Raw genomic sequence first — 17,336 nt, forward strand, 5'->3', positions numbered from 1 at the left:
GGCATCGTCCGGCTGCATATCCAAACGTTCAGCGGCGGCGATTTTCGGTTTCGCGGTAGATTTCAAGATGCCGCATGGTCACATCGCGGATGTCGAAGAAGGCCTCAGCGTGTTGTCGAGCGGCTTTTCCCATAGCAACACAGCGATCGCGGTCGAGAATCAGCCGTTCGAGCGTGTTTGCAAGCGCCGCGGCATCCTTGGCCGGACTAAGAAGTCCGGTAACCCCGTCGATGATCGCATCGCGGCATCCCGGAACATCGCTCGTTACCGACGCGCGCCCCGCAGCCGATGCATCTATGATCGTCTTGGGAAATCCCTCGCGATAAGAGGGGAGGGCGACGATGTGGAGCGCCGCCAGCATCGACGCAATGTCTCGCGTATAGGGCCGCCATTCAATCGCGCCGTCGGCAACCCAGGCATCGAGTTCAGCCGGCGTCACCGAGGTCGGATTGATCGGGTCGGGATCGCCGATCAAAATGAAACGGGCATTGTGGCCGCGGTCGCGAATTTGCGTGGCGGCTTCGACAAATTCATATACACCTTTGTCGCGGAGCAGGCGGGCCGGGAGGCCCACGATGGTGGTTGAGTCAGCAGGATGAGGGTGCATTGGGATCGCGCCAAGATCAACGCCGGAGCCGCCAATCATGTAAATGGTCGCCTTGTCGAGTCGTGCAAATTGGACCATCCGGGCGTCGTCGCGGTTCTGAAAGATGAAGCTGGCGTCGCGGCGGTTGAGTCCGAGGTTCATGAACCGGTTGATAAGGCGGCGCAGCATCGCCTTCGACCGCGTTGTCGCACCCGTATAGACATAGCCGAGCCCCGACACGGCACCGACGATCGGAATACCAAGAATCCGCGAGGCGATTCCCGCATGGAGGATACATTTGAGCGCGATCGCGTGGATAACCGCAGGGGCTGTGCTCCGAGCGATATGAAATGCGCTGGTGAAGGTTCGAATTTCGGCCATTATCGCCATACCGCTGCGATCGATCTTCCACTCGACCCAGCGGGCCCCGCACGCCTCGATCGTCGCCACCGCCGGTGAGGCGGGACAGGCAACGACCGCCTCATAGCCGGCCGCGATCGCGCCTTCGACCAGATTCAACCGGTGCGACACGAAGAAGGGGGCGTCGCCGACGAAGAAGAGGATCGTATTGCGGAGGGGTGTCATCGGGTCAGGGCCGATCAGGCGCCGCGACACGGTCGCCGCCGCCGCGTCCGCGCGCAGTCGCAAGGATGATGCGAAGATCGAGCAGCAAAGATCGCAGCATCTTGTATCGATAGTCGGCCCGCGCCAGCACAAGCGGCTGACTCATATCGATTGCACGTATCTGGGCATAGCCGGTGATACCGGGCTTTAATGTGTAAACACCGAGCGCTTCGCGCGCTTCCACGAGCTCGGTCTGTGAGTAAAGGCAAGGGCGGGGCCCCACGAGCGTCATCGTTCCGCGCAGCAAGTTGATGGCCTGCGGCAGCTCGTCGAGCTTCGTCCTGCGGAGGAAAGCGCCAAGCCGGGTAACCGCGCTCGCGCTGACCTCGTGCGTTCCGGCCGAGGCGGTACCGTGTTTCATCGTCCGGAACTTATACAGGGTGAAAGGTGCTTGCGCGGCGCCAACGCGCTCCTGCGCGAAAATTGCGGGACCCGGGCTATCGAGTCGGATGGCGACCCAGATCGCAGCAAAAACCGGAGCCAAGAGCAGCATGATTGCCAGCGCTACGCCAATGTCCAGCATGCGGGTCAATGCGCGATAGAGCAAAGCATCCGAAAGATCGTCGGTCAGGATTTCGGGATGAGGCAGAGCATGCGCCGGCCCGAGTGCATAATCCGCGAGGCTTTGTGCCGAGGTGGTGGGCTTGAGCATCTTGAACATTGCGAAAAAGGCGCTGCCCACCGCGGGACCGAACGCTGCGAGCATGCGCAGCTTTTCGCCAAAATAGCCGCCATCGTGGAAATATCCGATGTGGACGTTGTCGAGCCGCTTCCCGACCAACTCACGGATCGCCTGTACTCCCATCGCTTTACTCACCGCATAGGGCGACTGGTCGTCTTCGTCGAGCGAGAGGATTGATGCAATATTGAGAAAGCGACGGCCGTTCATGCGTTTAAATTCATTTGCGATCCGCATCGCGAAATCGACGTTTACCTCGATGAAATCGGCGAGCGATCCACGCGTGTCGTTGTTGCGGACGGCGAGATGGACAAGGGTGTCGCACGCAGTCAGTCCCGCGAGCGCGTCATAGCTAGCGACTTCCACGTGAGGCTGATCGGTAAACAACTTACGCAGCGTATCGAGGTCGCGACCGACAGCGAGCACAGTACGGCCCCCGCGTGCGAGTAACGGCACAAGATGCCGACCCACATTCCCAGAGGCTCCGGTGACAATGAAATCATAGGGACGCAAAGAGGCGATTGTCATTATGCTTCTTCGAAGGCTGGACGATCGGAACGGCAGCCGAGGTGACGGGCAATGGGCGTCCAACCAGCCGTGCCGCGGCGTGTCAACCGCTATCGCCTGGCCCGACTATTCGACGCTTTTGACATGATGATCGCCAAGGAGAGTAGCCCACTGGCCGCCTGCGGCGTATTCTGGAACAAGACGACCGATAATCTGCATCGCCGCAACGGCGTCGCCGGTCCCGCGAATGGTGGTGTCGAGTTCCTTCAGCATCGCGTCGAGTTCGGGCCATTGCAGCAATCGCTCGCGCGCCCGCATGATCCGGGGGTGGTTCGTAGGTTCGGGATTATTGCCGATCAGTAGCTCTTCATAAAGCTTCTCACCCGGCCGCAGCCCTGTCTCGACGATCTCGATGTCGCCATCGGGGTGATCGGCGTCGCGTATGTTGAGCCCCGAAAGCCGGACCATCGCGCGCGCCAAGTCTGCGATCCGAACCGGTTCCCCCATGTCGAGTACAAACACCTCGCCCCCCTTTGCCATTGCGCTCGCCTGAATGACGAGTTGCGCGGCCTCAGGAATAGTCATGAAATAACGCGTGATTTCGCGGTGCGTCAGCGTCAGCGGTCCGCCAGCTGCAATCTGCGCTTTGAATAACGGTACGACTGACCCGCTGGAACCCAGAACATTGCCGAATCGCACCATGCTGAAGATCGTCCCCACGTCCGGGTTGGCGGCGCGCGCCTGCAGGATCAACTCGCAAACGCGCTTCGACGCACCCATGATATTCGTCGGCCGCACCGCCTTGTCCGTGCTTATCAATGTGAAATTGGTCGCCCCAAATTCTTCGGCCGCCTCGACGCTGTACAGCGTTCCCATAATATTGTTACGCAAGCCCGAAATCGGATTCGCCTCGACGAGGGGAACATGCTTGTAGGCGGCAGCATGGAACACTGTTTCGGGGCGATGCCGATTGTATACGCGACGCATCGCCGAGCGTTCGGAGACGTTCGCCAGTTCAAGCTCGAGCGGAACAGTTTCGCCCAGTGCGCGCATCATCGCATCGAGCTCGCGTTCTATTGAATAGAGTGCGAACTCGCTCTGCTCAAGAAGCACAAGCCGCGCCGGGCGACAGCGAACCATCTGACGACAGAGCTCGCTGCCGATCGAGCCACCGGCACCCGAGACGAGAACGCGTTTCCCAACAATTGTCCGACTCATAAGCAATTCGTTTGCCGCCACCGCTTCGCGGCCCAGCAGTTCCTCTATCTGGATCTCGCGCAGATCGCTGACGGTGATGCTGCCATCGATGACGTTGGTCAGGCTGGGGAGCGACCGGACATAGACGTCCTCACCCTGCAACTCTTCGATAATCTCGCGCCGTCGCGCGCGCGACGCGCTGGGAATCGCCAGCAGAACTTCGTCGGCGGCGGTATCCTGGAGCACTTGGCGCAGCCGAAAAGACCCAAAAACCCGTACGCCGTCGAGCCGCTGGCCGTCAAGCCGGGCGTCGTCATCGACGAAGCCGACAAGATCCACCTTCGGCTCGTGGCGCAGCGACAGCGCCAGCTGCTGGCCGGCGCGCCCCGCGCCGTAAACGAGCATGCGTCGCGCATTAACATCGACGACCTTCAACAAGTCAAGCAATGCGAATCGAATGGCGATGCGGCTTGCGGCGAGCAGCAGCAGGAAGATGATCGGATGCAACACGCTGAGCGTACGCGGCACGTCGGGGAGTCGGAACAGCACGCACACCACGAGAAGCGGAATCATCAGGAGTCCGCACGCGACCGCGAGGTCCGCCACCGTACGCGAGCCCGAATAGCGGATCAGCGAACGATACACGCCCGATCGCCACGCGATAGGATACCAAAAAAGCAACGCGCAGGCGGCGAAGCTCGCAATCGGACGCGAGAACAGTTCCCACACGCCGAGCCGGAGCGAAAAGGCGATCCACACGGCCATGAGGCAAAGTACGCCATCGATCATGACAGCTGCAGCCTGGCGCTGGACGCGCGGACGATCACCGATGAAATTCAGGGTCTGCTTCCGCAGGCGGCGCCAATAGTCATAGTCTCGAAATGTCATCGTACGGGCAAATCCTCGCAGGCGCGATCTCGGGGGGCTGCCAGAGAGGCCCCGACAAAGGTTGCGCGCCGCAAGCAGAACGGCACGACAAATACTTTGGTTCCTGTAAAAGCAATGCCATAGACGTTCAACAAGTGATGCGTTCAATCCACCCTTAGCTCTTTGGAAACTATCGCGTCTGTTCAGGGGGGCGTACGCGATCGGCGCGCGACATGGGCGTTTCCCGAGGCAAGGCGAGGTATGCCACGCGAATCAAATAGGCGGTCGCTCATACTGTTGATGACCTTGGTGCCCATCACCGTTGCGTTTTGCCCGACCGAAATGCTCTTCGCCGCAACAGGCTTGTCGAATTCGATCAGATTCTCGCGCAAATCTGGCGCAGTGGCATCCCATGCGGAGATGACATAGACGGTTGGCGTCGCTACGCGCACAAAAAACTTGTTATTTTGGATACGCGGCGCCTTGCCGCCAAAGTAGGCAGCGCTTTCATAAACGCCAAGTAGCATCATGTGTTCGAACACCGCATAGTCGCCCAAGAAGACAAAAGCGTTGGGGCGGTTGGCCGCATGCAGGTCGATTACGCTATGGCTGACTTGAATCTGCGGCGCATGAGCACCGCAGATGAAGGATGCGCTGCCGTCTGATCGGATCCCGCGGATCACGATGCCCGCGGCGGCACCGCCGTGGACATAGATGCACGGGTGACGGTCGGACGCGCCATTGTCTACGCACTCGAATGCCGGATCGACGATTCGCGTCGGACCGGCGCCATAGCCGATATCGATCGATCCGCGCTTTGGCGGGGCGTCGGCGCGACTCGTGTAGGGTTGGCCCGACCAATTACGGATTTTCGGCCTCATGATTGCCACATCGTCGCCGAAAGATTCGATCGCGGCCCTTTTGTTGTCATCGAATATGCAATCGACGACGTCTATCTCTCGCACCCCGTTGACGCGTGTGATCAATAGTCCCGGTCCCTGATTGCCATCAAAGAGTACATTGCGTATCGCGATGTTGCGTATGCGATCGCGGGGACGCGACGGCAGGTCGTCGGGTTCAAGGTTTATGCCTGCGCAGGGGCCGTTGCCGCTGTCCCAAAGTCCGTGGGTCAGGCCAAAGCGACCGCCCTCGATTGAGGCTTCGACGCTTTCGATAACTGAAAGTCCCTGCCTGAAATTATTCAGCGCCGCGCAGTTTTCGAGGCTCCAGCGAGACGGGACGTCGGCCGTGGAGAACGCGCCGTTCGGACCGGTGCCGTTCCCCTCGGTGCCCGCGTAGATCAGGAAGCCGTCGCAGGTTCCATTGACTGCCTGGACATTCCGGAAAGTCCAGCGATGGCATTTGTCGACCACGATCACATGCGCTGGATCTTCCGCCGGGATCCGCTTATCTCGATTTCCGTCGCAGATCATGTCCACAATCAGGAAGTCGTGGCATCCGACGACATAAAGTGCTGATCCGCCCCATCCGGTTGCCGCGCCGTCTGCAAGAGTAATCCGGTAACCGTTGCCGTTCAGCGTGAAGTTCGATTTCCAACGAAGCAGCAATTGTGACGGCACGACATAGTCGCCGTCTAGCTCGCCATCGATGCCATTGCCGAGCGCGTCGAGAAAGCGCTGCAAAAGCTGGAGCGAAGTGTCGCCCCGCTGGCGGAAGTCCGTGGGCCGTATCATCTGTGCGGGTATGCCTTTTGTGGCGTCATAGCGGAGCACGATAGAACTGGCGAGACTGCGGGGTATGGAAACACCGCAGGTTTGACCTTCCTGAGTCGCAGGATTGCCGCTCCCGACGCTGGTATGCTCCGCGCGAAATGGTTTGACATGCATTTCTTTTCAGCGTGATCGCTCGCGAAGGGCGGGCACATCGTCCTTCGCGAACGGATCCTGGACGACATCGCACAACATTATGATGGCGGACAGCGGCGACAGGCTTCAAAGTCTCGCCAAACGAAGCGAAACGCATTCCGCCGAACGAGCTTCTTGTAAAGGTTTAGCTGCTCGACGCAGGTCGGCGGTACGAGCAAATATCGTGACCAAGGGCATATTGCGGCGGAGGGGTGCGCTATCTCGCCCAACGGCGGCTCCGTCATGTCATCAGGTGAGCGCTTGATCCAATCGCATTTAGCCGGCCGACGCGTCGCCATAGCCTTCAATATTGTTAGATTGCCATCGCCAGCTACTGGTGCACATCGCGTCGATATCGAGCGCTGCTCGCCAGCCCAGGAGTCGTTCGGCCTTGGCCGTTGCTGCATAGCTGCTTGCGACATCGCCTGGGCGGCGGGGAGCGATCTGCGCTGGAATATTTCGTCCGCAGGCACGCTCATATGCAGCGACCAACTCCTTTACCGTGATACCGCGACCGGTTCCAACATTGACCACCTCGCAGCATGGTCCCTTCTCGCTGTAGTCGAGAGCGGCCAAATGGGCGTTAGCGAGATCAACGACATGAATATAATCGCGCTCGCCGGTACCATCGCGCGTATTGTAATCGTCACCAAATATTGCCAGGCTGGTCCGGCGTCCGACCGCAACTTGCGCAACGAACGGCATCAGATTGTTCGGTATGTCTCTCGGATCTTCTCCGATTAGGCCAGAATCATGGGCGCCAACCGGATTGAAATAGCGAAGCAGAACCGCCGAGGCGGTGGGGTGCGCTGCTGCCCAGTCCCGGATCAACTCCTCCACTATCGCTTTCGTGCGGCCATATGGATTGGTGGGATGCACAGGATGCTGTTCGTCGAAGGGGAGATACTGGGCCCTGCCGTAAACTGTTGCGGATGAAGAAAAAATAATCCTGTGGCACTCAGCAGCGTCCATGGCCGCGAGAAGGTTCACTGACCCTGCAACGTTGTTAGCGTAATATAGCAACGGGTTTTCACTTGATTCACCCACTGCTTTGAGGCCCGCAAAATGTATCACGGCGTCTGGTCGAAATTCTGTAGTCGCTTGCATCAACGCGTCCCCGTTGCAGATATCTGCTTCTACCAGGCGGATATCGCGATTCGTCAGTTGGCGTACGCGGGCGAGCGCGACGGGCGAACTGTTCGAAAAATTGTCGAAGACGCAGACTTCATGACCCGCCGCCAGGAGCGCGACAAGTGTGTGGCTGCCGATATAACCCGCCCCGCCGGTGACCAACACTTTCATCGGAATTGTTTACCCTCAACATTTAGGTGGACATATAATTCCATCGGCAAAATCGTCGAGTCAACTGCCTGGCTTTCGCTGCGGTTCTCCAGGCGATGAATATATTCGACTTCAGCGAGAGCTCATTCGCCTGAGCCGCCGCGCTGGACAAAACCCGGGCGGGATGGGACAGCGGCAAGAGAATCAAGTGTCATATTAGAGGACAGGCCGACGCAAATGATAACGCATCAAATTTTGAAGCATTTAAATTTTTCTTGGCGCTCAAGATGTGCTGCGTTTTCGTCGCCCCCAAAAGGCTTTGCGCACGCCGCCTCGATTCTGGAGTTCTCTTGCTGATGCCTAAGCATTTGTCTGCGCAGAATATTGACCAAAAAACGGTTGAAGGGTTTGGAGAAGAATGGGCGGCTTTCGATCAGACGGCGCTAGACGAGGCAGAATGGCGTCAACTCTTTGAAGGATATTTTGCCATTTTTCCGTGGGAGGCGCTTCCCGCTGATGCTTCTGGCTTCGACTTGGGGTGTGGGTCTGGTCGGTGGGCGAGGGGCGTTGCGACCCGGGTAGGAACGCTTCATTGCATTGATCCGTCCAAAAAGGCGTTGCACATCGCCAAGCAGGCCCTTGGCGCATTCATCGGTGTCGAATTTCACAATGCTGGCGTAGATAATATCCCTTTACCTGACGCGAGCCAAGATTTTGGATATTCTCTTGGTGTGCTTCATCACATCCCTGATACCGAAGCCGCAATGCGCTCTTGCGTCGCAAAACTGAAAACGGGAGCGCCGTTTTTAGTCTATCTATACTATGCGTTTGACGATCGTCCGGTTTGGTTTAGAGCTATTTGGAGGGTGAGTGACTTTGCGCGCCAAATTATAAGTAGAATGCCGTTTATGGTGCGAAAGTCTATGACTAATATTCTCGCATGCATTGTCTATTGGCCGCTGGCCCGTATCGCCATGATAATGCAGAAGATGAATTTTGATGTGGAGGCGATGCCTTTGAGCTTTTATCGCGACCAGAGCTTTTACACCATGCGCACCGATGCACTTGATCGATTCGGGACTAGGCTCGAGCAAAGGTTTTCGAGATGTCAAATCCAGCAGATGATGGAGGCGTGCGGTTTGTCAGACATTCGTTTTCGAGAAACTGCTCCATTTTGGGTTGCTTGTGGCATTAAGAAATAAAACGTTCTAATGGCCGTGCTATCGAATTTCAGCTCGTTCTGAAAAATAGATTGTTTTGCAACTCTCATTTGCAAACGAAGGTGTTATCGAAAACACTTCGGGCACATGTTTTATAAATGCCTCGCGAGTGGTGCTCGTTTGCGCTACCATGGCGCCGCTGACCAACCACATTAACGTGTCGGCAAATTGCGCGACCAGCGACAGGTCGTGGAGCACCGCGACGACCGTGCGGCCGTCGGCGGCGAGCGAGGCAAGGCATTCCATCACGCGATATTGATTGGCGGGATCGAGCGCCGCGACCGGTTCGTCGACGAGCAGGACCGGCGTTTCGGCGGCAAGGACGCGTGCGAGGCAGGCGAGAGCCGCCTCGCCGCCCGACAGGCTGGTAACGCCGCGGTGGGCCAGATCGGTGCAGCCGGTGGCGGCCATTGCGCGGTCGACGGCTGCCTTGTCCTCGGCCGAGAGTCGGCCCGGCGCAGCGCCATAGGAAAAGCGGCCGAGCGCGACCATATCGGCGACGCTGATATCCCAGGCGAGTTCGTGCACCTGCGGCAGATAGGCAAGCCGCCGCGCACGTTCGGCGGGGCGCAGTGCGGTGAGGTCGGCGGTGCCCATGCGAATCGTGCCCTGCGTCGGCACGACGCCCGCCATCGCGCGAAGCAGCGTCGATTTGCCTGCGCCATTGGGGCCGACGATCGCGGTCAACTGTCCCGGTGCGAAGCGGGCGCTGATGTCGGCGATGAGGGGGGTACCCTGCGCCTCGACGCGCAGCGCCTCGATGATCAGATCGTCAGTCATGCGCACCTCCACGGCCGCGGCGCAGCACGATGAGCGTGAACATCGGCGCGCCCGCGAGCGCGGCGACGACGCCGAGGCGCAGCTCATTGTCGGTTGGCAGAATACGCACGACGAGATCTGCAAGCACGAGGAGCAGCGCGCCCAGCCACGCCGAAGGCGCCAGGGTCCGCCCCGGATCGTGCCCCGTCCACGGGCGAACCAGATGCGGCGCGACGATCCCGACGAAGCCGACCGCGCCGGCGAGCGCCACCGCAGCGCCGGTCGCGATTCCGGTTCCGGCGACGATCGCGATGCGGGTGCGGCGGGCGTCGAGGCCATGCGCGGCGGCAGCGGTCTCGCCAAGCGTGAGTAGCGACAGGTTCGCGCGCTGGGCGAACAGGAATAGCGCGCCGACGAGGATCAGCGGCGCTGTCATCGCGAGATCGGCGAGCGACCGGTTGGCGACCGACCCGAGCGTCCAGTTGACGAGATCGGAGAGCGAAAAGGGGTTGGGCGCGAAGTTGAGGATCAGCGCCATCAGCGCGCCCGCGAGGCTCGAGAGGCCGACGCCGACAAGGATCAGGCTCGCCATGCCCTGCGTCCGCACCGCCGCCGAGGCGAGGAGCAGGGTCGCGAGCGCGGCGCCCGCGATGGCGCCAAGGGCAAGCGCCCAGGGAAATAGCGCCGCGAGCCCGAAATAGAGCGTCAGCGTCGCCCCGAGCGTCGCCGCCGCCGAGACGCCGAGGATTCCGGGTTCGGCGAGCGGGTTGCGCGTCAGCCCCTGCAGCGCGGCGCCGCAGAGGCCGAGCGACGCGCCGACGACCGCGGCGCTGAGCACGCGCGGCAGCCGGATGTCGGCAAGGATGATCGTCGCGGCGGGGTCATGCCCGCCGAGCCAATCGGCGAATAGCGTCGGCGACACGCCATCGGGGCCGGTTGCCAGCGCGAGCAGTGCGGCGAGCAGCAGCAGCGCGGCGAGGGTCAGGTTGAGGCGCGTCATCGCATATCCTTTCGCGCATCGGCGAGCGCCTTGACCGCGTGCCCCGTCAGCCAATTGCCGCACGAGAGCCAGCCACCGGGCACCTCGACATCGCGGGCATGGCGCGTGGCTTCGGCCACGACGGGGTGGCGCGAGGCGGTCCAATAATCCTGCCGATAGCGCGCGCTGTCGAAAAAGGCACGGAACACGAGATCGGGCGGGCGGCGCACCATCTCCTCGATCGGCAGGCTGCCCCAGCCGGGGCGGGTGCGATAGGGGGTGAAGCCCGCCGCTTCCATGACCTCGGCGACCAGTGAACCGGGGCCGGTCGTGACGTCGCCGGGGGTGATGTAAAGCGCGGTGCCCGCGTGCCCGCCGCCCTGGTGCGCGGCGGCGACCTCGGTATCGAAGGCCTTGACCAGCGCCGCGGCGCGCGGGCCGGCGCCGAGCGCCGCGCCTGCCCGGAGCATCTGGCTTCGGACATCGGCGAGCGTGCCCGCATAGCCGAGCTGCACGACCTTTATCCCCATCGCTTCGAGCTGGCGGTCGAGCTTCGCGCTGCCGCCATAGGAGCGCACGACCACCGCGGGGCGCAGCATCGCAATATCCTCAAGCTGCGGGCGTAGCCGCGGCAGACCCGCGGCGCGCGGTGCGGCAAAGGCGCTGTCGCTCGCCGCCTCGAAGGATATGGCGCGGATGCGCTCCTTGGGCACCAGGCCGAGCAGCATCTGGTCGGCGCAATAATCGATGCTGACGATGCCGTGACGGGCGGGGAGCGGCGCGCGCGGCTGGCAGGCCGAAAGGGCCGCCAGCATCGCGAGGGCCGCTCCCGCGCGCATCAGAAGGCCCAGCGGACCCCGACATAGGCCGAGCGGCCCGCAGTGCCATAGCCCGCCACCGTGTGATAATCGGTGTCGAACAGATTCTCGATGCGGCCATAGACATCGATTCCCGCGAAGAGCGGGTAGCTCGCGCGCAGATCGACCAGCCAATAATCGTCCAGCGTCACATTGTTCGCGCGATCGTCGAAGCTCTTGCCGGCATAGCGCGCGGCGACCGACAGGTCGGCGCCAGCAAAGGCGCCGCCGGGCGTCCAGCCGAGTTCGGCATTGGCAAGATGCTTGGGGCGCCGCGCCAGCCGATTGCCCTCGTAGACCGAACCGGGGGTGCGGTCGGTCGCGACGACGAGGCTGTAGTTGGCGCTGAAGCGCAGGCCCGGCGACAGCTGCACCGCACCCTCGACCTCGACTCCCTGGCCGCGCGCGCGGTTGATATTGTCGTAAGTGCCGAAGGGACGGTTGCCTGTCGCGCAGATCGGGGGCAGGGGATTGGGACCGGCGGGACAGCTCACGAAATCGATAAGATTGCGCGTGTCGCGGCGATACCAGGCGATGTCGATGAACGCGCGCGGTGCGGCAGCGATGCGGACCCCGACTTCATAGGCGCGGGCGCGCTCGGGCTGCAGATCGGGATTGCCGTAGGCGCCTGCGGTATCCGAAAGCTGGAACAGCGTCGGCGCCTTGAAGCCTTCGCGATAGCTCGCGCGCAACGTGACATGATCGCCGAGCTTCTGCCCCGCATCGAAGGCGAGGCTCGTCGCGCCGCCGAAGTCGCGGTGATTGTCGCGGCGCACCCCCGCGGTCAGCGACAACGTCTCGGTCGGCTTCCCGACGATCATCGCCCACAGTCCGGTGGTCGCGGTGCGGCCGCTGTCGCTCGAAAAGGCGTCGGCGGTCAGCGAGCGCGTCCATTCGCGTTCGGCGCCCGCGATCAGCCGCACTTGCTGTCCGCTTGCATTGCCCGCGGTCAGCCAGTCGATGCTGTACGAAAGCCGCTCGCTGCGCCCGCGCGCCTTGAAGCTCGGATCGCTGCCCGCCGCCGGGTCGAAATTGTCGCGGTTGATGTCGGCAAAGCCGAAGGCGAGCTTGTGCGAGAAGCCGGTCGTGCTGTCGTTGCCGCCGGGGCGGTGCTCGACCGAGGCGGCGGCATAATGTTCGCGCGTCTTTTGATATTCCGCGGTGTCGCCGAAGCTGTAGGTCGGCGGCGCGAAGCCGTCGAGGTCGACGCGGCTGTCGGCATACAGGCCGAAGGCGCGGAAGGTCAGCGTATTGCCGATCTCGGTCCGGTTGGTGAGGTTGAGCGCATATTGGCGGTATCCGTCGCGCTCGGTGCCGACCGCGGCATTGCTGATCCCGTCGGTGCGGACATAGCCGCCGCCGAGGCCGAATTGCGACGCGCCGAGATCGGCGCGGAGCTGGCCGTTGACCCGCGCCGTATCGCGCGCGCCATATTCGGCGCCGATCCGGCCGCTCGTGCCGCCGCCGACCACGTCGGGCTCGGTGGTCGAGATGGCGACAACCCCGCCGATCGCCTGGCTGCCCCACGGCAGGCTGTTCGCGCCGCGCAGCACCTCGATGCGGTCGATCGCGCCGAGCATCAGATTGGCGAAGTCGAAGCCGCCGCCCGGCGAGGAGGGGTCGCCGACGCGCACCCCGTCGATGACGACCAGCGTCTGTTCGCCCTCGGCGCCGCGGATGCGCACATTCGATACGCTGCCGAGCGTACCATATTGGGTGATGCTGACCCCGGGCAACCGCGCGATCAGATCGGCGGCGGTGCCGTTCTGGGCGCGGCGGATGGCGGCGGCGTCGATGATCGAGACCGAGGCGTTGCTTTGGTCGGCGCCGAGCAGATCGCCGACGACGGTGATCGTCGAACCATCGGGATCAGCGTCCTGCGCCGATGCGGGCGAGGCTGCGGCAACGGCCACGAGCGACAAGGTGGATTTCCAGAAAAATGACTTCACGAGTACCTCCAGCGTAACGGCTTGCCGTCACGCGAGGATCCTCGCCTGCGCCCGGTGCACCCCGCCCGCGTGCAGATAACGGCGACGCCCTGGCAGGTCTCCTGGCTCGCCGGGTCAGCGGTGGGATGCGGCCTTCCCGGAAGACAAGCTTCCAGTGGCATGATTGCATCCACCTCGCCGGACTACAGTTGCGGGGGCAGCGCCGGATCGACCGGTCTTCCCTTTTCATGCCCGTCACCGGGCAACCCGAGGTCACGGTGCGGGCCGCTAGCAAATGCGGAAGCGCGCTGCAATCGCCAATTCGCGGGCCGGGCTTGGACCGGCGCGCCGTGTTTCAGGTAAAGTCGGGGTTGGCCGCGGCTGGCTCAGTGACTGGCTCGGCTGGGGCTTTCTTGTCGGCGGCGGCAGAACGGCGGCCCCGAACGGTCCGGGCGACGAGGAGGGTCGCGAGCGGCCAGACGATCGTGTTGAACAGGTCCATACGCGTGTCGGGCCAGTTCCAGTTACCGAGATTGATCCGGTCGAGCACCTCATTGCCGCAGGCGGCGATGATGACGATGCCGAGCGGCAATATGTCATGCAGGCCCCGGCGCACCACGAGCGCGGTCGCGAGGAAGATGAGCATTCCTGCATGCAGGTGCAGCATCGCATCGGGGAGGCCCGTCGCCGCGCCTATATCCAGAATGAGGCCGTGATAATCGGCGGCGGCTTGCTGCAGAATTTGCATTGATCACTTTCGAATCGCGCGGCGCTCGGGATCGGGCTGCTGCCCTTTGGTGCGCGCTGCCTGAACCTTGCTTGTATGCCCGGGCTTTAAAAAGTTGAAGGCCCCGCCAGACTGGCGGGGCCTTCGAGGCTGGTGCAATCCTATCCACTGGAGGTGCCCGGCCCTATCCAAATCTTGATCGTGTCATTCCATCTCGCCACTACAAGTATTTGTCAACGAATGATAATCCAATTCTTTCATATTGGATGTTGTTCTGCTTGTAGCATTCAGCCTTGGGACGGCGTCATCTATACGCAGGGGGTGACCAAACGATGACTGTTCCATGACGTTTGGATTGATCGCCATGCCCTATCATATATCTCGGGAACTGAAATGGATGACGCGGCGAACGGACGCGGCTTCGCGACATAATGCAGGATGGTGACGACTGTGCTGCGGCTTGCAATCGTTGGCGCTTCGACCGACATTGCTGCCTTAGGGAGCCGGGCATGGATTTTGCGTTCGACAATAGTTTTCACGACGCGATGCCGGGTTTTTATGCGCCCGCGGAGGCGGCGAAGCCGTCGGCGCCGACGCTCTTGATCTTCAACCATGCGCTTGCCGACCGGTTAGGGATCGATGCGGCGGGCGCAAGCGATGCACAGCTCGCCCGGATATTTTCGGGCGAGGAAATGCCCGGCGGCGCCAACCCGCTGGCGCTGGCCTATGCGGGGCATCAATTCGGGCATTTCTCACCGCAACTGGGCGACGGCCGCGCGCTGCTGCTCGGCGAGATCGTCGCGCCCGACGGGGCGCGGTTCGACGTGCAGCTCAAAGGGTCGGGGCCGACGCCTTTTTCGCGCAACGGCGATGGCAAGGCGGCGATCGGCCCCGTGCTGCGCGAGTTCCTCGTGTCCGAGGCGATGGCGGCGATGGGCATCGCGACGACGCGCGCGCTTGCCGCGGTGGCCACCGGCGATCGCGTCCAGCGCGAGCAGGCGCATCCCGGTGCCGTGCTGACGCGCATTGCGAGCAGTCATATCCGCGTCGGCACCTTTCAGTTCTTCGCCGCGCATTTCGGCGCCGACCATGTCGTTCAACTGTCGGACTATGCCGTGCGCCGGCATTTTCCCGAGCTTGCCGAGGCGGCCAATCCGCATCTGGCGCTGCTCGACCGGGTGATCGGCCTGCAGTGCGATCTCGTCGCAAGCTGGCTTGGCGTCGGCTTCATCCACGGGGTGATGAACACCGACAATGTCGCGATCAGCGGCGAGACGATCGATTATGGCCCTTGCGCCTTCATGGACCGCTTCGCGGTGAACACGGTCTTCAGCTCGATCGACGCGAACGGACGCTATTCCTACGGCCGCCAGCCGCAAATCTTGCACTGGAACATGGCGCGCTTCGCCGAAGCGCTGCTCCCGGCCATCCACGCGGTAAGGCCGGACGATGTCGAAGAGGCGAAGGCGCTTGCCAACGCCATTCCCGAACGCTTTCGCATGGCCTGGTTCGCACGGATGCGCGCCAAGCTCGGGCTGACGCAGCCGGGCGATGGCGATGCCGAGTTGATCGACGGCTTGTTTGATCAGCTCGAGACGCATCAGGTCGATTTCACGCTGTTCTTCCGCGCGCTCGCCATGCTGCTCCGCGGCGAGGGCGATATGTTGCAGGCGCTGCTCCCGGCGCCCGACGCCATGGCGCCGTGGATCGCCGAGTGGTGGGCGCTGATCGAGCGCGAGCCCGCAGGGCCGCTCGAATGCGCCGACGCGATGGACCGGGTCAACCCGCTCTATATCCCGCGCAATCATCTGGTCGAGGCGGCGCTGGTCGATGCCGAGGCCGGCGGTATGACGGCGTGGCTCGAACTGCTCGATGTCGTGCGTCAGCCGTTCGTGCCGCGGGGCGAGTGGGAGGCTTTTGCCCACCCGGCACCCGAAGGCTTCGGACCCTATACGACCTTTTGCGGAACCTGACCGGCGTGCCGGGCGCTGTTGAGCGGCCGCCCGGCACTTGCTAGAGCGGCCGCCAACCCAATCGAGGATCGCATCTTTGTCCCAGACCGAATCGGCGGCAGCCAGCTCGCCCAAAATCACCGTGGTCGGTACCGGCTATGTCGGCATATCGAACGCGGTGCTGCTCGCGCAGCGCAACCGCGTCGTCGCGCTCGATATCGATCAGCAGAAGGTCGACCTCATCAACGCCCGGACCTCGCCGATCGCCGACCCGGAGATCGAGGAGTATCTGGCGAACCGTCCGCTCGATCTGGTCGCGACGACCGACAAGCAGGACGCCTATCGCGACAGCGATTTCGTGATCGTCGCGACGCCCACCGACTATGATCCGGACAATAATTATTTCAACACGAGCACGGTCGAAGCGGTCATCGCCGATGCGCTGGCGCTCGCGCCGCGCGCGCTGATCGTCATCAAATCGACGATTCCGGTCGGCTTCACCGACCGCATGCGCGCCGAGTTCGGCAGCGACAATATCGTCTTCTCGCCCGAATTCCTGCGCGAAGGGCGCGCGCTATACGACAATCTCTACCCCTCGCGGATCATCGTCGGCGACACGAACCCGCGCGCCGCCGATTTCGCGCGGCTGCTCGAGCAGGCGTCGCTCAAGGACAAGACCGATGTGCTGCAAACGGGCAATACCGAGGCCGAGGCGATCAAGCTGTTCGCCAACACCTATCTTGCGATGCGCGTCGCCTTCTTCAACGAACTCGACACCTATGCCGCGATGCACGGAATCGACAGCCGGCAGGTGATCGACGGGGTAGGGCTCGATCCCAGGATCGGGCAATTCTACAATAACCCGTCCTTCGGCTACGGCGGCTATTGCCTGCCCAAGGATACCAAGCAGCTGCTTGCCAATTATCAGGACGTGCCGCAGAATCTGATCCAGGCGATCGTGGCATCGAACACCACGCGCAAGGATTTCATCGCCGCCGAGGTCGTTCGCCGCAAGCCGCGCGTTGTCGGCATCCACCGGCTCGCGATGAAGGCGGGATCCGACAATTTCCGCGCGAGCAGCATCCTGGGCGTGATGAAGCGCGTCAAGGCCAAGGGGATCGAGGTTATCGTCTATGAACCGCTGATCGAGGAGGATCGGCTGTTCAACTCGCGGGTCGTGCGCGATCTTGATGCCTTCAAGGCCGAGGCCGATGTGATCATCGCCAATCGCGTCGCCGACGAACTCGCCGATGTGGCCGACAAGGTCTACAGCCGCGATCTGTTCGGCGCCGATAGCTGAGCGGTTGC

General features: G+C 62.2%; 13 protein-coding genes, 1 pseudogene and 1 riboswitch. Of the genes and pseudogenes, 3 read left to right on the forward strand and 11 right to left on the reverse strand.

The window, feature by feature from the left end:
- Nucleotides 1-28: 28 nt before the first annotated feature.
- The 6 genes and pseudogenes from AOA14_RS13565 to galE form a co-directional block, all read right to left on the reverse strand.
- Nucleotides 29-775 carry a glycosyltransferase gene (locus AOA14_RS13565; protein WP_238929661.1) on the reverse strand — a complete coding sequence of 249 codons (747 nt, stop codon included), beginning with the start codon at nt 773-775 and terminating at the stop codon, nt 29-31.
- Between the two features lie 36 nt (nt 776-811).
- Nucleotides 812-1,171, reverse strand: a pseudogene (locus AOA14_RS20385) (glycosyltransferase); the annotation flags it as partial.
- A 4-nt stretch (nt 1,172-1,175) separates the two neighbouring features.
- Nucleotides 1,176-2,402: a sugar transferase gene (locus AOA14_RS19345; RefSeq protein ID WP_202988266.1), complete on the reverse strand. Its 1,227-nt coding sequence runs from the start codon at nt 2,400-2,402 to the stop codon at nt 1,176-1,178.
- 120 nt (nt 2,403-2,522) lie between these two features.
- The gene (locus AOA14_RS13575) at nt 2,523-4,382 is read right to left on the reverse strand and encodes a polysaccharide biosynthesis protein (protein ID WP_238929662.1); all 1,860 of its coding nucleotides are present in this window, start codon (nt 4,380-4,382) and stop codon (nt 2,523-2,525) included.
- A gap of 281 nt (nt 4,383-4,663) precedes the next feature.
- A complete protein-coding gene (locus tag AOA14_RS13580) occupies nt 4,664-6,193 on the reverse strand; it encodes a hypothetical protein (protein WP_202988267.1) in 1,530 nt (509 codons plus the stop codon).
- A gap of 408 nt (nt 6,194-6,601) precedes the next feature.
- Nucleotides 6,602-7,627: a UDP-glucose 4-epimerase GalE gene (galE, locus tag AOA14_RS13585; protein ID WP_062902180.1), complete on the reverse strand. Its 1,026-nt coding sequence runs from the start codon at nt 7,625-7,627 to the stop codon at nt 6,602-6,604.
- Between the two features lie 254 nt (nt 7,628-7,881).
- On the opposite strand from galE, the gene AOA14_RS13590 reads away from it, so the two are divergent.
- Nucleotides 7,882-8,808, forward strand: a complete 927-nt coding sequence (locus AOA14_RS13590; RefSeq protein ID WP_202988268.1) for a class I SAM-dependent methyltransferase — start codon at nt 7,882-7,884, stop codon at nt 8,806-8,808.
- Between the two features lie 18 nt (nt 8,809-8,826).
- Here AOA14_RS13590 and AOA14_RS13595 read toward each other — a convergent pair whose 3' ends face one another.
- The 5 genes from AOA14_RS13595 to AOA14_RS13615 form a co-directional block, all read right to left on the reverse strand.
- Nucleotides 8,827-9,606, reverse strand: a complete 780-nt coding sequence (locus tag AOA14_RS13595; RefSeq protein ID WP_202988269.1) for an ABC transporter ATP-binding protein — start codon at nt 9,604-9,606, stop codon at nt 8,827-8,829.
- On the reverse strand, nt 9,599-10,585 hold the full coding sequence (locus AOA14_RS13600; RefSeq protein WP_062902182.1) for a FecCD family ABC transporter permease: 987 nt from the start codon (nt 10,583-10,585) through the stop codon (nt 9,599-9,601). The genes AOA14_RS13595 and AOA14_RS13600 overlap by 8 nt, the downstream gene beginning before the upstream one ends.
- Nucleotides 10,582-11,379 carry an ABC transporter substrate-binding protein gene (locus AOA14_RS13605; RefSeq protein WP_202988270.1) on the reverse strand — a complete coding sequence of 266 codons (798 nt, stop codon included), beginning with the start codon at nt 11,377-11,379 and terminating at the stop codon, nt 10,582-10,584. The genes AOA14_RS13600 and AOA14_RS13605 overlap by 4 nt, the downstream gene beginning before the upstream one ends.
- A 23-nt stretch (nt 11,380-11,402) precedes the next feature.
- Nucleotides 11,403-13,370 (reverse strand): TonB-dependent receptor plug domain-containing protein, encoded by a 1,968-nt coding sequence (locus AOA14_RS13610; protein WP_082819937.1) that lies wholly within the window; start codon nt 13,368-13,370, stop codon nt 11,403-11,405.
- Between the two features lie 74 nt (nt 13,371-13,444).
- A riboswitch (cobalamin riboswitch) is annotated at nt 13,445-13,634 on the reverse strand.
- A gap of 70 nt (nt 13,635-13,704) precedes the next feature.
- Nucleotides 13,705-14,097, reverse strand: a complete 393-nt coding sequence (locus AOA14_RS13615; RefSeq protein WP_062902185.1) for a hypothetical protein — start codon at nt 14,095-14,097, stop codon at nt 13,705-13,707.
- 488 nt (nt 14,098-14,585) lie between these two features.
- Here AOA14_RS13615 and AOA14_RS13620 point away from each other — a divergent pair, with 488 nt between their 5' ends.
- Nucleotides 14,586-16,049 carry a protein adenylyltransferase SelO gene (locus AOA14_RS13620; RefSeq protein WP_062902186.1) on the forward strand — a complete coding sequence of 488 codons (1,464 nt, stop codon included), beginning with the start codon at nt 14,586-14,588 and terminating at the stop codon, nt 16,047-16,049.
- A gap of 76 nt (nt 16,050-16,125) precedes the next feature.
- A complete protein-coding gene (locus tag AOA14_RS13625; protein ID WP_058812115.1) occupies nt 16,126-17,328 on the forward strand; it encodes a nucleotide sugar dehydrogenase in 1,203 nt (400 codons plus the stop codon).
- Nucleotides 17,329-17,336 lie beyond the last annotated feature (8 nt).

This window comes from Sphingopyxis terrae subsp. terrae NBRC 15098, assembly GCF_001610975.1.
In the GTDB taxonomy this organism is placed as follows: Bacteria; Pseudomonadota; Alphaproteobacteria; order Sphingomonadales; family Sphingomonadaceae; genus Sphingopyxis; species Sphingopyxis terrae_A.

Excerpts from the sequence above, each read along its gene's own strand:
- AOA14_RS13620 (WP_062902186.1), top strand. The coding sequence starts at position 14,586 with ATGGATTTTGCGTTCGACAATAGTTTTCACGACGCGATGCCGGGTTTT.
- AOA14_RS13565 (WP_238929661.1), bottom strand. The coding sequence starts at position 775 with ATGCTGCGCCGCCTTATCAACCGGTTCATGAACCTCGGACTCAACCGC.
- AOA14_RS13605 (WP_202988270.1), bottom strand. The coding sequence starts at position 11,379 with ATGCTGGCGGCCCTTTCGGCCTGCCAGCCGCGCGCGCCGCTCCCCGCC.
- AOA14_RS13600 (WP_062902182.1), bottom strand. The coding sequence starts at position 10,585 with ATGACGCGCCTCAACCTGACCCTCGCCGCGCTGCTGCTGCTCGCCGCA.
- AOA14_RS13575 (WP_238929662.1), bottom strand. The coding sequence starts at position 4,382 with ATGATCGATGGCGTACTTTGCCTCATGGCCGTGTGGATCGCCTTTTCG.
- AOA14_RS13595 (WP_202988269.1), bottom strand. The coding sequence starts at position 9,606 with ATGACTGACGATCTGATCATCGAGGCGCTGCGCGTCGAGGCGCAGGGT.
- AOA14_RS13615 (WP_062902185.1), bottom strand. The coding sequence starts at position 14,097 with ATGCAAATTCTGCAGCAAGCCGCCGCCGATTATCACGGCCTCATTCTG.
- galE (WP_062902180.1), bottom strand. The coding sequence starts at position 7,627 with ATGAAAGTGTTGGTCACCGGCGGGGCGGGTTATATCGGCAGCCACACA.